Raw genomic sequence first — 14,421 nt, 5'->3', positions numbered from 1 at the left:
TCTGGGTATAAAACTATATAGAACAAAGATAAGTCAAACTATTAAATTAGTAAGATATATTCAATTTTAATGGTTTTTTAAGACATTTTTTGCCGTTTTTTCCGTAAACTTGGCAAAGTTTTATTAAAATAAAATCTAAATGAAACAAATCTACATTTTAGTGGTAACATTTCTACTTACCGCTGGCACTTTTTTTGCCCAAACAAGTCCTAATCAAACAACAAACACCAAAGAAATTACTTTAGAAGAAATCTGGAACGGAACCTTTTCCGCCGAAAGAATGAATTCTTTAAATTCTATGAATGGTGATTTTTATGCTGTATTAGAGTACAATAGCCTTACAAATTCTGTATCTGTAGACAAATACAGCTATAAAACCTTAGAAAAAGTTGAAACAATTGTTAATAGTAATGACTTACAAGATTTACATAGCTTTTCTTCTTACAGTTTTAATACTGATGAAACCAAACTTATTTTAGGTACTAACTTCGAGAAAATTTACAGACATTCTTATAAAGGTACTTTTTATGCTTATGATATTGCTTCTAAAAAATTAACTAAAATTGGCGATAAAATTCAAGAACCTGTTTTTTCTCCGGATAATAAACATGTAGCATACGCAAAAGACAACAATATTTTTATAAAAAATGTAGCTTCTAACAATATTACACAGGTTACTAATGATGGTAAAATAAATGAAATTATTAACGGAATTACAGATTGGGTTTACGAAGAAGAATTTGCCTTTGTAAGAGCTTTTGAATGGAATAAAACAGGAAGTCATTTGGCGTTTTTACGTTTCGATGAAACCAGTGTTCCTACTTTTTCTATGGACATTACAGGTTCTGAATTATACCCAACACAACAAGTTTTTAAATACCCCAAAGCCGGAGAAAAAAACGCAGATGTTACGCTACACATGTATACACTTTCTTCTAAAAAAATAGCGGAAATTTCTTTGGGAGATTACGAGTACATTCCTAGAATTAAATGGTCTAATGATGCCGATGTTTTGGTTACAACCACCTTAAACCGTCATCAAAATAATTTAAAATTACACAAAGTAAATACACAAAATAATACAGCAACTTTGTTATTAAATGAAATTGATAAAGCCTATGTAGACATTACGGACAACCTTACTTTTTTAGCAGATAATAGTTTTATTTGGACAAGTGAAAAAGATGGTTACAATCATATTTATCATTATGATTTTAGTGGAAAACTCATCAACCAAATTACAAAAGGAAACTGGGAAGTAACTAACTATTATGGTTTTAACGAAAGTAAAAAAACCATCTATTATCAATCTGTAGAAAACGGTTCTATTAACAGAGGTGTATATTCTATAAATTTAAAAGGCAAAAAGAAAGAATTATTAAGCAATGCAAGTGGGCAAAACACAGCTTCTTTTAGCACCAACTTAAATTATTTCATCAACACATATTCTTCTGCAAATACACCACCTATTTATTCTTTGTATACCGCTAAAGGAAAAATGTTAAAGGTGATAAAAGACAATGCAAAGTTAAAAGAAAAATTAGCTGCATATAAAATGAGTCCTAAAGAGTTTTCTACCATCAACATAAACGGAAACAATTTAAATATGTGGATGGTAAAACCCTTAGATTTTGATGAAAACAAAAAATACCCTTTATTAATGTTTCAATATTCTGGTCCCGGTTCTCAACAAGTTGGAAATAGTTGGAACGGAAGCAATGATTACTGGCACAATATGTTAGCACAAAAAGGTATCATTGTAGTTTGTATTGATGGTCGAGGAACAGGATTTAAAGGAGCTGATTTTAAAAAAGTTACTCAAAAAGAATTGGGTAAATATGAAGTTGAAGATCAAATAGCTGCTGCAAAAAAATTAGTAGAACGCTCTTATATAGACAAGAATAATGTGGGTATTTGGGGTTGGTCTTATGGTGGTTTTATGAGTACAAATTGTATCTTAAAAGGTAATGACATTTTTACAACAGCCATTGCCGTTGCGCCGGTTACTTCTTGGCGTTTTTATGATTCTGTTTATACAGAACGTTATATGCAAACTCCGCAAGAAAACGCAAGTGGTTATGATGACAATTCACCAATTAACTATGCCAATAAATTACAAGGAAAATATTTATTAGTACATGGAACTGGAGATGATAATGTACATGTACAAAACTCTTATAGGATGATAAACTCTTTAATTGAAGCAAACAAACAGTTTGATATGTTTATGGTTCCAGACAGAACGCACAGTATTTATAAAGGAAGAAATACACGCTTAAATTTGTACACAAAAATGACTAACTTTATCAACAATAATTTACACAACGAATCAAACAAATAAAATAATAAATATATGAGCAATACTGCTAAATTACCACATCAAAAAGAATTATTTGGTCATCCCGTTGGATTATACGTTTTGTTTTTCACAGAAATGTGGGAGCGCTTTTCTTATTACGGAATGCGTTCTATTTTAGTGATTTACATGATTGCACAAGCAACAGATAAAAATGGTCCTGGTTTGGCATGGACAGAGTTAGAAGCCTATCAATTATATGGTTGGTATGTAATGTTGGTTTACCTAATCTCAATTCCTGGAGGGATTTTAGCAGACAAAGTATTAGGTCAGAAAAAAACAGTAATGTTAGGCGCTGTACTTCTATCAATAGGTCATGGGGTATTAGCTATTGAACAAGATTGGGCATTTTTTACCGGTTTAGGCTTTATTATTATTGGTGTTGGCTGTTTAAAACCTAATATTTCTACAATGGTTGGTGGACTCTATAAAAAAGGCGATATCAGAAGAGATAAAGGATTTAGTATTTTTTATATTGGAATTAATTTAGGCTCTTTATTAGCAACAACTTTTATTGGATTGGTAGTAGCAAAATGGGGATGGCACGCTGGGTTTGGCCTTGCAGGAATTGCAATGATACTTGGTTTATTTGTATATATTTGGGGACAAAAATTTATAACTCATGTAGGAAATAAAATTTCAGCACAAGAGAGTAAAGACAATATATCTATTGGAAAAATATTTGGAAACATCTTCAAATCTCCTTTACATTTAGGTATAATGGCAATAATGATTATATTCTCACTATATTTTGGATATACAAAAGAAGGTGTTGATCATTGGGGATATGGAGCACTCTTTGTATTTTTATCTTTAGTTATCGGGCTATTAATGATGATCTATAAAGATTTAGAATCTAAAATAATGAAAGATAGATTCCTAGTACTTTTATTATCATTCTTGTTAGTTGTTGTGTTTTGGGGAGCATTTGAGCAAGCTGGTGGATTAATGAGTGTTTATACAGAGCAAAAAACGGATAGAATGTTATTTGGTATGCTTATACCTACTCCTATGTTTCAAGGTTTAAATGCTGGTTTTATCATATTACTTGCTGTTTGGGTTGCAAATGTTTGGGCTAAACGTAAATTAAAAGGAAAAGAAGCGTCTTCATTATTTAAAATGGCAACGGGAACCATTATAATGGGATTGGGATTTGTTTTTATGATTCTTGCTGTTAGAGAATATGAAGCAAACGGTAGCTCTGGAATGCAGTGGTTAATACTTGCATATTTATTTCATACCATTGGTGAATTATCATCATCTCCTGTATCCTTATCATTTGTTACAAAATTAGCACCAGTAAAATATGCTTCACTAATGATGGGGTTATATTTTGCTGCAACCGGTCTTGGAGGTAAAGTTGCTGGTATTTTAGGTGAAAAATCAGCTGAGTTTGGTGAATATACTATTTTCACAGGAATAGTTGTGTTTACCGTAATTTTTGGATTAATTGTATTAGCATTACTTAAACCATTAAAAAGATTAACTCATGGTGCAGAAGACAATGAAATTGAAATGCACAATGATGAAGCTGAAGGCTTTGAATTAGCAGACTAATAAAAAAATAAAAGCCTCACAAATTCTATTTATGAGGCTTTTAATTTATAATTGCATTACCTAAAAATCATTTTATGAATACAGATATCGAAAATCTATTTAAAGACAAAGTAATTGGGCATCCTGCAGGATTGTTTGTTTTATTTTTTACAGAAATGTGGGAACGTTTTTCATTCTACGGAATGAGAATTTTATTGGTGCTATTTTTAACAGCTCCGTTAATTGGAGACAATCCGGGGTGGGAATGGCCAAGAGAACACGCAATGGCTTTAATAGGTACTTATGCCTCTTTGCTATATTTAACGCCCATTGTTGGTGGTTGGATTGCAGATAAAATTACAGGCTATAAATGGGCTGTAATTATTGGGTGTTTTATTATGATGTTAGGTCATGCTTCTATGGTATTTGAAACACAATTTACACTATACTTAGGTTTGGCATTATTAGTTATTGGTACAGGTTTTTTTAAGCCCAATGTAACTTCTATGATTTCTGAAATGTACAAAGGAAAAGAATCTAAAAAAGATGGAGCTTACACCATTTTTTATATGGGCGTTAATGCTGGTGCGTTTTTTGGAATGATGCTTTGTGGTTATTTGGCAGAAAATATTGGATGGTCTTGGGGCTTTGGTCTTGCAGGAATTTTCATGTTTTTAGGAATGCTTCAATTCTGGTTGGCTAAAGATTTATTTGGTAGTATTGGAGAAAAACCTTCTAAAGTTTATGAAGTAGAAGTCCCTCAAAACATTAATGAAGTTAGCCCTGTTGAAGAAAATCAATCAGAAGAAAAATTAAATCCTTTTACAAGTGTAGATAAAATTTTAATTATCCTTTCTTCTATAGGAGGAATTCTGTACTTATTTAATGATCCAATGTCTAAAATTGGTAATGCAAATATTTTAGATTTTAAAATAGGAACTATGGATGGTTCTAACATAACCATCCTTACAGCTTTAGCTTTTTTCTTGTATTTAATAATCTCAAGAATTTCAAGATACACAGCTATCATCAGAGACAAGATTATTGCAGTTGCCATCTTCGGAATTTTTACAGTATTTTTCTTTGCAGCTTTTGAACAATCTTTAGGTTCTATGACCATTTTTGCTAGAGATTATACCAGCAGAACATTGGCAGGATCTTCTGCAATGATTTTTAAAATCATCGATTTAATTTTAACCGTTGGACCTTTGGCTATTATCTCTTGGGTTTTGTACTTATTATTTCAAAAAACCTATTCTAAAATTCCTTTGTCTAACCTTATTTTAGCCTTGGCATTTATTGCCCTTTGGGGAATTGTAATTTGGAAAGTAAACAGAGAATTTAGCAAAGATGCTACGGAAGTAGGAGCTTCTTGGTTTGGTATTTTAAATTCGTTTTTTATCATTACACTTGCCCCTTTATTCTCTAAATGGTGGGAAAGTAAATACAACCCAAGTGCCGCAATGAAATACGGTTTAGGTCTTATTCTATTAGGTTTAGGTTTTGGAGTTTTAGTTATGGGAACGATGGGTATTGAACAAGGAGCAAAAACTGCATCTGTAAGTATGTTTTTCTTAATTTTTGCGTATTTATTTCACACAATGGGAGAACTCTGTATTTCACCTGTAGGATTATCATACTTAAGTAAATTAGTACCTGGAAGAATGATTGGTTTTATGTTTGGTATTTGGTATTTAGCCATCGCTATTGGGCAAAAAGCAGCAGGTACAATGGGTGGAATGATTGATAAAATTACCGAAGAATATTCATTAAGTACTTTCTTTTTAATATTTACATTGGTACCCGTTGTAGTAGGACTAATATCTATTGTTTTAAATCCGCTATTAAAAAGGTTGATGCACGGCGTAAAATAAGATTCTTAAAAATTAGTTAAAAACGAAAGAGCTTACAGATACTATTTACACATTGTTGTAAATTGGCACACCATTTGTTAGAAAATAATCATGAAAAAAACAATCACAATACTTACCATTGCATTTTTAAGTTTTACTGTAAAAGCACAAGAAAAAGTGAATTGGATGAGTTTAAATGAAGCTTTAGAACTTCAGAAAACTGCACCAAAAAAAATTATAATGGACGTCTTTACCAATTGGTGTGGACCTTGCAAAATGTTAGATAAAAACACCTTCCAAAATCCGGATGTTGCTGCTTTTATTAATGAAAATTATTATGCCGTAAAATTTAATGGCGAAGGAAATGATAGTATTGTCTATAAAGAAAATACGTTTAAAAATACAAATTTTAAAGAATCTTTAAAAAACAAAAGAAATAGTTCGCATGAATTTGCAGACTATATGGGTATAAATGCGTACCCAACTATTGTTTTTATGAATGATAAAGGTGATTTTATTATGCCATTAAGAGGATATTATTCTCCTAATCAATTAGAGTTTTACTTAAAATTATTTAAAGGTGAAGATTACAAAAAGATAGACACCAAAGAAAAATTTGAAGCTTATAACAATGAATTTAAACCAGAGTTTAAAGAAAAAAGCTAGTCCTTTAAAACAAAAGCTCCTTTTTCTCTAGTATCATAAAATGGAATATTTTCTTTACTACAAGTCAATTTCCACTTGAGAACAAAACTTTTATAATTAGAACCATCTGCAATTATTTGTGATGGTTTTATTTTTTTTATCAACCTTGATAAATTAATTTTTGGTGAGTATTGCAACACCACAATTGGCGCCTCTATATTTCTTAAATTATAAACACCCAAACTATCTACAAACAAAATATTTTTGTTAGAGAATTTAAGAAAATTATGAAAACTAGTTTCATGAATATTAGAAACACCTTCCGCAATTCTATAGGATTTTAAGCTATAATCATCTTTATAATTTACCGTATCTAATTGGTGTTGCAAAAACAGGGTATCTCCTATTCTTTTACCAATAATACTTTGCTTATTTTTATGAAATAAAAGCAGTTCTTTTTTATCCTTTTTATTGATATATTCTAACAGATAAGTACTTTGAATTATTAAAACAGCACATAACAAAAACAATAATCGTTTTGCTGTTTTATGTATAAAAAACCGAAATCCAAATACAATAAGTACATACCAAAACATCATACTTAAAAAAGACATTGAAATTTCTTTAAATAAAAATTCTTCTTGATTAGAAATCCAATGCACAAAACCGTTCATCCAAGAAATAACGGTGCCGTATATAGTAACAAAAAAAGCCGGTAACATTGCACAAAGCGATAAAACGATTACTATATTTCCACCTATTAAAATATACATTAAACAAGGGATAATTACAAAATTAGACAACATAAAAAGTCCTGGAAATTGTTGAAAATAAAAAATACTCAAAGGTAAAACACCCAATTGAGCAGCTATTGAAACTGTGAAAATTTGCCAGAAAAAGAGGAATACTTTGTTTTTAGGTTTCCAAATTTCTTGCAATTTGGGTTGCAACCAAACAATACTAAAAACAGCCAAATAACTTAATTGAAAACCAACATCAAATAAAAACATGGGTTTTACCATCAATAAAAATAACATCGAAGAAATTAAAGAAAATTCAATAACTTTTTTCCTTTTTAACGCCAAACCAAAAGCCACAAAGGTAAACATAGTAACAGCTCTTACTACAGATGCAGAAAGTCCCGCAATAAAAGCAAACATCCACAGTAAAATTATAATGATACTTGTTTTAAAAATAATTCCGTATTTAACTCTTTCTAAAGGTTTAAAAAGAAAATTTAAAATGAGTAAAAACACTCCCACATGCAAACCAGAAACAGCTAAAATATGTATGGCTCCTGCTCTTTGATAATCGGTAATTAATTCTTTAGAAATATCTTGTCGTTGCCCTAAAAGCAGTGCATACATTACAGCTAATTCATTTTCTTTAAAATGATGTTTTTGTAATGATTTTTGAATTGTATTTCTACTTTTAGCAGACCAACCCACCAAAGAAAAACCCTGTTTATGTAGTTGTAAAAATTCATTTTCTTTTAGAAATACTTGCTGATAAACACCTTGTTTTGCCAAATACGATTTGTAATTAAACTGATGCGGATTTAAAGGCGAGGTCAATTCTTTAAAATTAGGTTTCAAAGTGATTACATCATCAACTGCCAACATATTTGCAATGCTATCTTTTTGAATGTTTAAAAGAATATTTCCAACGGTTTTTACGCTATTTACTTGTATTACTTCAACTTGGTATTTTGCATAATAATTATTTGGTTTTAGTACTTTTTTTACTCTAAAAATAGCCGTAGAATTATCTTTTATATAATGCTGATAATAATTATCATAATTTTTAGTATCACCCAGAAAAACAACAGCAACTCCTACAAAAAAGAAAAATAACCAACTATATAAAGTAAGTACAATCCTATTCTTTAAAACAAGAAAAAACATTGCTAAGGGAAGAAATATAACACCTGTTGTAAAAAAAGAAAAAGGCCAAAATGGAACATAAAATTCCATTACTATTCCCAAAATTAGGAAAACACAAAAATGTAATGGTAAATAAAACAATAACCTTTTCATAGCAGGTTAAAGTTAATGAAAAAAAATAAATTACTAAATTACAGTATCTTAACAGCTTTTACAAAAGCATTTTTCCAATAGTTTTCAGATAAATCAGAAACAATAACCCCTTTAGAAACTGTAGCATGAATAAATTTAATTTGCCTATTTTCCACAGAAACAATTAACCCAACATGATTGATACTTCTGGTACTTTTATTGGTTCTAAAAAACAGTAAATCGCCTTTTATTACTTTATTTAACGAGGTTTTTTTACCACGGTTTGCCATATCACTAGAAACTCTGGGCAACTGAACTTTTTGACTACCAAAGGCTACAAACACAATTCCAGAACAATCCATTCCATTATTAGTTACACCGCCATACTGATATTTTACACCATTATATTGCAAGGCATTTTCTACAATTTTATCTGCTTTTGTAAAACTATTTTTTGTGTTTGAAATTACTTTCTTAGAAGATGAACAACCAATGGTTACCCATGATAAAATCACCAAAAAAAATAATTTCTTATACATTATACTTCAGATTTTAAATTAGCAACCACCTGTTTAGCAACATTTTCAGAAGCGCCTTTACCACCTAGTTTTTTTTCTAATTCGTAATATTCTAGAAATAATTTCTCGCGGTAATTACTGTCTAAAATCTTAGTTAATTCTATTTTTAAATTCTTGGTATTAAAATCATTCTGAATTAATTCTTTTACCACTTCTTTGTCCATAATTAAATTTACCAAAGAAATAAATTTTAACGTAATTATTCTTTTTGCAATTTGATAAGAAATAGCACTTCCCTTATAACAAACTACTTGCGGCACTTTAAACAAAGCCGTTTCTAAGGTTGCTGTTCCGGAAGCCACTAAAGCAGCAGATGAAACACTTAATAAATCGTAAGTTTTATTATTGATAAAACTCACTTTTCTATCTCCTATAATAGTGTCATAAAAAGATTTTTCTTGACTTGGAGCGCCGGCAATTACAAATTCATAGTCGGTAAAATCATCTACCAAAGACAGCATTACAGACAACATTTTTGTAATTTCTTGCTTTCTACTTCCTGGTAACAAAGCAATTATTGGCAAATTACTTAATCCGTATTCTTTTCTAAAAACCCGTCCATTAACCTGTTTTCTGTCTGCAATAGCATCAATTAACGGATGCCCAACAAACTCAACATTATAATTGTATTTTTTATAAAAATCTTTTTCAAACGGAAGAATAACAAATAATACATCTATGTCTCTTTTAATATCTTCTACTCTACTTGCTCTACTTGCCCAAACTTGTGGAGAAATATAATAATTAGTTCTAAAACCTTGTTGTTTAGCCCATTTTGCAATACGCAAATTAAAACCAGAATTGTCTATAAAAATAAGAACATCTGGCTTAAATTTAGCAATATCTTTTTTGCAAAATTTAATAAAACCCAACACTTTAGAAAGGTTCATTAACACCTCTACAAACCCCATAAAAGCTCTTTCTTTATAGTGTTTTACCAAAGTTCCGCCAACAGATTTCATTAAATCTCCACCCCAAAACCTAATATCTGCATTTGTATCTTCTTTGTACAATGCTTTCATTAAATTTGAACCGTGTAAATCACCAGAAGCTTCGCCAGCAATAATGTAATATTTCATAAGTATTTACTTGTCAGGTCGAGCGCAGTCGAGACCTTATTAAACCTCTCGACTGCACTCGAGGATACATTATCTCTATTAAATAAACTTTAAAACTAAGGTTACAAAAGCTATTAAAATAGTAGTTATTAAAACACCTCTTGCTCTGTAATCTTGCTTTTTTTTGATAAAAACAAAAAACACAAAAAGATTGGGAATTGCAGCTAAAGACAAAACTTTACCGTATAATTTCCCTTCTTTTATCATCTCTAAGGTTTCGTAAAAACCAAAGCTAGAAAAGTACTCTAAATACAAGAAAATACCCGCAACAGTTGCAAAAATTGAAACCAAAATACCCGCTAAAATTTCTTTTTTTATAGTTCCCAAGAGTTTAATTTTTGAATCATGTGATGTGCCGTCATATCAAACTGAACAGGAACAACAGAAACATACCCATTTTCTAGGGCATAAATATCTGTGTCTTGACCTTTATCTTTATTCACAAATTCTCCAGAAAGCCAATAATATTCTTTTCCAAAAGGACTTTTTCTTTTGTCAAAATTCTCTTTCCAAACACCATTTGCTTGTCTACAAACCTTTACACCTTTTATTTCGCTCTTCTTTAAACTAGGAATATTCACATTTAAAACAATACCTTCTGGAAGTCCATTTAACAAGGCATTTAACGTAATATTTTTTACATATTCTTCTGTAGGAACAAAATCTGCATGCCATTTAAAGTCTAATAAAGAAAAACCAATGGCAGGTATTCCTTCAATACCAGCTTCTATTGCTGCACTCATAGTTCCAGAATAAATAACATTTATAGAAGAATTTGAACCATGATTTATACCAGAAACACACAAATCTGGTTTTCTATTTAGAATTTCGCTCACAGCCATTTTTACACAATCTGCAGGCGTACCAGAACAAGTATATTCTAATTGAGGTCCATCATCAATGGTAATAGGATTGCAATGCAACACATTATCTACCGTAATTGCGTGTCCCATTCCGCTTTGCGGACTGTCTGGCGCAACTACAACAACATCGCCAATTTTATTCATTATTTTTATTAAAGCTCTTAAACCCGGAGCTGTAATACCATCATCATTAGTAACTAAAATAAGAGGTTTCTCTTGCATTCATGAAAAATTTAGGGTTCGCGTTTAAAAATCAAAATTAAGATGCTCAATTACATTTAATTTCTGATATTGTACATTAAATATAATGCAACAAAAGTAATTCATTTTAAACAAATTTCTTTTTAACATTTTATAAAGAATATAAATTCCGATTTTTATGTAACATTGTAATGCACATTTTTTACGTGTATCAAAATAAGGTTATAACCTTTAAATAAAAACTTGGCATTATTTTAGTAACTTAGTCAACATAAAATAGCACACAAAACAACAATAATAAATTTATGAAAATCCATAAAAAATTCACCCCTTTTATATTAGCAATAGCACTGTTATTACTTAGTTTTAAAGCCCCAGCTTCTAATGTAAAAACAGATCCTGACCCAGAAAAAGACAAAGTATTAATTTACATGTTAAAAAATATTTTAACACGCATGCACTATGTTGAAAAAGAAATGAACGATGATTTATCTGAACAAATCTTTCATGGGTTTATAGAAGGTTTAGATCCTAACAAGCGTTATTTTACAGAAAAAGACATCAAAGAATTTTCTAAATATAAATTTACAATAGATGATCAGCTATTAAATGATGATGTTTCTTTTTACAATCTTGTTTACCAACGTTATTCAGAAAAAATTAAAAATGCAAAATCTTATTATGCAGATTTATTAAAACAACCTTTTAATTACAAAAAAGACGAAACCATAGAGATTGATTATAAAAAAGTACCGTTTGCAAAAAACGAAAACGAACTGATAAACTACTGGCGCAAACAATTAAAATTAAGCACTTTAAGCAGAATTCAAGATAAAATCACCAAACAAGAAGAAATAGTTAAAGAGGATAAAAACTTTAAAACAAAATCTTTTACAAGTTTAGAAAAAGAGGCGCGTTCAGAAGTTTTAAAAAACATGGACGAACTTTATATTAGAATTGATGAATTAGAACATGAAGATTGGTTTTCTACCTTTTTAAATATCGTTGTTGGCGCATTTGATCCTCATACAACCTATATGGCACCTAGTATTAAAGAACGTTTTGATCAAGACATGTCTGGTAAATTAGAAGGTATTGGCGCTCGTTTGGTAAAAAAAGGCATTTATACGCATGTATTTGAATTGGTTTCTGGAGGTCCGGCTTGGAAACAAGGAGAACTAGAAGCTGATGACATTATTTTAGAAGTAGCGCAAGGAGATGAAGAACCCTTAGACATTGTTGGCATGCGTTTAGACGATGCTATAAAATTTATAAAAGGTAAAAAAGGAACAGAGGTTAGGTTAACAGTAAAGAAAAAATTAGACGGATCTACAAAAATTATTTCTATCATTAGAGATGTTGTAGAACTAGAAGAAACTTTTGTAAAATCTAGCATTGTAGAAAAAGAAGGTAAAAAATATGGATTGATAGATTTGCCAAAATTCTATATTAATTTCGATGATCAGAATGATAGAGATTCTGCAAAAGACATGGAAAAAGAAATAGAAAGACTGAAACAAGAAAACGTTACCGGCCTTATTATCGATTTAAGAAATAATGGCGGTGGTTCTTTAAAAACTGCTATAGAAATTGCAGGATTATTTATTGAAAAAGGACCAATTGTGCAAGTAAAATACAGAGGAGAAAAACCCAACGTAAAATATGATACAGATCCTAAAATGCAATGGGACGGTTCTGTTGTGGTATTAGTAAATGAATTATCTGCTTCTGCATCAGAAATTTTTGCTGCGGCAATGCAAGACTACAAAAGAGCAGTAATTATAGGTGGTAATCAAACCTACGGAAAGGGAACTGTGCAAAATATTTTACCAATTAATCAATTTACTAAATACCAAAAAGATTTAGGATATTTAAAAATGACCATTCAGAAATTCTATAGAATTAATGGAGGTTCTACCCAAATAGAAGGCGTTTATTCTGATATTGCAATGCCAAGTAGGTATAGTTTTATGAAATTTGGAGAACGCGATTTAGATGGTGCTTTGCCTTGGGATAAGGTACCACAAGCAAATTACACACAAACAAGTACTTATGAGAATTTTGAGGATGTCATATATAAAAGTAAAGATAGAATTGCAAAAGACCCTAAATTTAAGTTGATAAATGAATATGCTAAATGGTTAAAAGAGAATCAAGATGAAACTTCTTACTCTCTAAATTATAAAGTTTTTTCTAAAGAGAATGAAGACGATGATAAAGAAGCTGAAAAATACAGTAGTGCTTTTAAATACGACTCAGACTTAACTTTTATATCACCAACTTATGAACTTCCATTACTGAAAAAAGATTCTGTTTTATCAGATAAAAGAATGGCTTGGCATAAAAATTTAAGCAAAGACATGTATGTTTCTGAAGCTTTAAATGTTTTAAATGATTTAAAAATAAAAACATCTAACGTACTTGTAAGAAATTAAAAAATAGGTAAAACTAGTATAGACTATAATCTGGCATTTTTGTAAAAAAAAGCCAGATTTTTATTTTTAAAAAAATATAATTTATAATCTAAATTCAAAAAAAATGAGTTTTCAAGTAACTTTTGCCACAAAATGGGCCGACTTTGACCCAAACAGACACATGCGTCATACCGCCTATAATGACTACGCTGCAGAAGTGCGTGTGCGTTATTTTAAAGAACAACAATTTTCAATAGAAGAGTTTACCAAACATAATATAGGACCTATTTTATTTACAGAAGAAACTTCTTTTAGAAAAGAAATTCATTTAGGTGAAAATATTACTGTAGATATAAAAATAGCAGGCTTGTCTAAAAACAATGAACGCTGGAAAATAACCCATCAAGTTTTTAATGAAACTGGAGCGTTGGCAGCCATAATAAAAGTATACGGGGCTTGGATAGATTTAACAAAAAGAAAATTAACCATTCCGCCCAAAGAAGCAAAACACTTGTTTGATGTTGCAGAAAAAACTTCAGATTTTGAAATTATTTCGGTGAGAGAATAATACTTTATACAATCTCATTAAAGAAATTTGTGCCTACTTTTTAACAGTGCAATAGATTTCTATGTCAGAGATAAGATTTTAATGATTTTTGAATTGGTTATCCTTACTTTTAAATACATAAGATTTAATTTTGTTCAGACTCAAAAGACTATTATTTTGTTTGGATAGTAATTTGGGCATCAATAAATAAAATAATATAGAGGTCAGTATTTAAATTCATATCTTTAAAGTCAACAAATATAGTATTATTATGAATATTTTTAAAGGACAAAAC

11 protein-coding genes are annotated in these 14,421 nt (G+C 30.1%); 6 read left to right on the top strand and 5 right to left on the bottom strand.

The annotated features are described in order from the left end of the window. Positions 1–139: 139 nt before the first annotated feature. The 4 genes from ACSHW5_RS14755 (at position 140) to ACSHW5_RS14740 (ending at position 6,411) form a co-directional block, all read left to right on the top strand. On the top strand, positions 140–2,341 hold the full coding sequence (locus tag ACSHW5_RS14755; RefSeq protein WP_435676916.1) for a S9 family peptidase: 2,202 nt from the start codon (positions 140–142) through the stop codon (positions 2,339–2,341). Between the two features lie 12 nt (positions 2,342–2,353). After that, positions 2,354–3,913 (top strand): peptide MFS transporter, encoded by a 1,560-nt coding sequence (locus ACSHW5_RS14750; protein WP_435676915.1) that lies wholly within the window; start codon positions 2,354–2,356, stop codon positions 3,911–3,913. Between the two features lie 74 nt (positions 3,914–3,987). Continuing rightward, the gene (locus ACSHW5_RS14745) at positions 3,988–5,766 is read left to right on the top strand and encodes a peptide MFS transporter (protein WP_435676914.1); all 1,779 of its coding nucleotides are present in this window, start codon (positions 3,988–3,990) and stop codon (positions 5,764–5,766) included. 90 nt (positions 5,767–5,856) lie between these two features. Continuing rightward, on the top strand, positions 5,857–6,411 hold the full coding sequence (locus ACSHW5_RS14740) for a thioredoxin family protein (RefSeq protein ID WP_435676913.1): 555 nt from the start codon (positions 5,857–5,859) through the stop codon (positions 6,409–6,411). Here the strand turns inward: ACSHW5_RS14740 and ACSHW5_RS14735 are convergent. The 5 genes from ACSHW5_RS14735 to surE all read right to left on the bottom strand — a co-directional run bounded on the left by ACSHW5_RS14735 (position 6,408) and on the right by surE (position 11,186). Continuing rightward, on the bottom strand, positions 6,408–8,363 hold the full coding sequence (locus ACSHW5_RS14735) for a ComEC/Rec2 family competence protein (RefSeq protein WP_435676912.1): 1,956 nt from the start codon (positions 8,361–8,363) through the stop codon (positions 6,408–6,410). The two genes, ACSHW5_RS14740 and ACSHW5_RS14735, sit on opposite strands and share 4 nt — an antisense overlap. Positions 8,364–8,464: 101 nt before the next feature. Beyond that, complete coding sequence (locus ACSHW5_RS14730) at positions 8,465–8,944, bottom strand: C40 family peptidase (protein WP_435676911.1); 480 nt, start codon at positions 8,942–8,944, stop codon at positions 8,465–8,467. Further along, on the bottom strand, positions 8,944–10,062 hold the full coding sequence (gene lpxB / locus ACSHW5_RS14725) for a lipid-A-disaccharide synthase (RefSeq protein WP_435676910.1): 1,119 nt from the start codon (positions 10,060–10,062) through the stop codon (positions 8,944–8,946). The genes ACSHW5_RS14730 and lpxB overlap by 1 nt, the downstream gene beginning before the upstream one ends. Positions 10,063–10,140: 78 nt before the next feature. Beyond that, the gene (locus tag ACSHW5_RS14720; protein WP_435676909.1) at positions 10,141–10,428 is read right to left on the bottom strand and encodes a hypothetical protein; all 288 of its coding nucleotides are present in this window, start codon (positions 10,426–10,428) and stop codon (positions 10,141–10,143) included. Continuing rightward, a complete protein-coding gene (gene surE, locus ACSHW5_RS14715) occupies positions 10,416–11,186 on the bottom strand; it encodes a 5'/3'-nucleotidase SurE (protein ID WP_435676908.1) in 771 nt (256 codons plus the stop codon). The genes ACSHW5_RS14720 and surE overlap by 13 nt, the downstream gene beginning before the upstream one ends. Positions 11,187–11,470: 284 nt before the next feature. Between surE and ACSHW5_RS14710 the strand changes: the two genes are divergently transcribed. Together ACSHW5_RS14710 and ACSHW5_RS14705 are read left to right on the top strand one after the other, a co-directional pair. Then, complete coding sequence (locus tag ACSHW5_RS14710; protein ID WP_435676907.1) at positions 11,471–13,600, top strand: carboxy terminal-processing peptidase; 2,130 nt, start codon at positions 11,471–11,473, stop codon at positions 13,598–13,600. Between the two features lie 103 nt (positions 13,601–13,703). Further along, a complete protein-coding gene (locus ACSHW5_RS14705; protein ID WP_435676906.1) occupies positions 13,704–14,147 on the top strand; it encodes an acyl-CoA thioesterase in 444 nt (147 codons plus the stop codon). Positions 14,148–14,421: the final 274 nt, after the last annotated feature.

The organism is Polaribacter sp. (assembly GCF_051251875.1).
Taxonomy (GTDB): Bacteria; Bacteroidota; Bacteroidia; order Flavobacteriales; family Flavobacteriaceae; genus Polaribacter.
The sequence above is the reverse complement of the archived record's forward strand: the minus strand, read 5'-3'. Positions and strand labels throughout refer to the sequence as shown.

Coding starts and splice junctions, on each gene's coding strand:
- ACSHW5_RS14710 (WP_435676907.1), top strand. CDS start 11,471: ATGAAAATCCATAAAAAATTCACCCCTTTTATATTAGCAATAGCACTG.
- ACSHW5_RS14705 (WP_435676906.1), top strand. CDS start 13,704: ATGAGTTTTCAAGTAACTTTTGCCACAAAATGGGCCGACTTTGACCCA.
- surE (WP_435676908.1), bottom strand. CDS start 11,186: ATGCAAGAGAAACCTCTTATTTTAGTTACTAATGATGATGGTATTACA.
- ACSHW5_RS14740 (WP_435676913.1), top strand. CDS start 5,857: ATGAAAAAAACAATCACAATACTTACCATTGCATTTTTAAGTTTTACT.
- ACSHW5_RS14750 (WP_435676915.1), top strand. CDS start 2,354: ATGAGCAATACTGCTAAATTACCACATCAAAAAGAATTATTTGGTCAT.
- lpxB (WP_435676910.1), bottom strand. CDS start 10,062: ATGAAATATTACATTATTGCTGGCGAAGCTTCTGGTGATTTACACGGT.
- ACSHW5_RS14735 (WP_435676912.1), bottom strand. CDS start 8,363: ATGGAATTTTATGTTCCATTTTGGCCTTTTTCTTTTTTTACAACAGGT.
- ACSHW5_RS14730 (WP_435676911.1), bottom strand. CDS start 8,944: ATGTATAAGAAATTATTTTTTTTGGTGATTTTATCATGGGTAACCATT.
- ACSHW5_RS14745 (WP_435676914.1), top strand. CDS start 3,988: ATGAATACAGATATCGAAAATCTATTTAAAGACAAAGTAATTGGGCAT.
- ACSHW5_RS14755 (WP_435676916.1), top strand. CDS start 140: ATGAAACAAATCTACATTTTAGTGGTAACATTTCTACTTACCGCTGGC.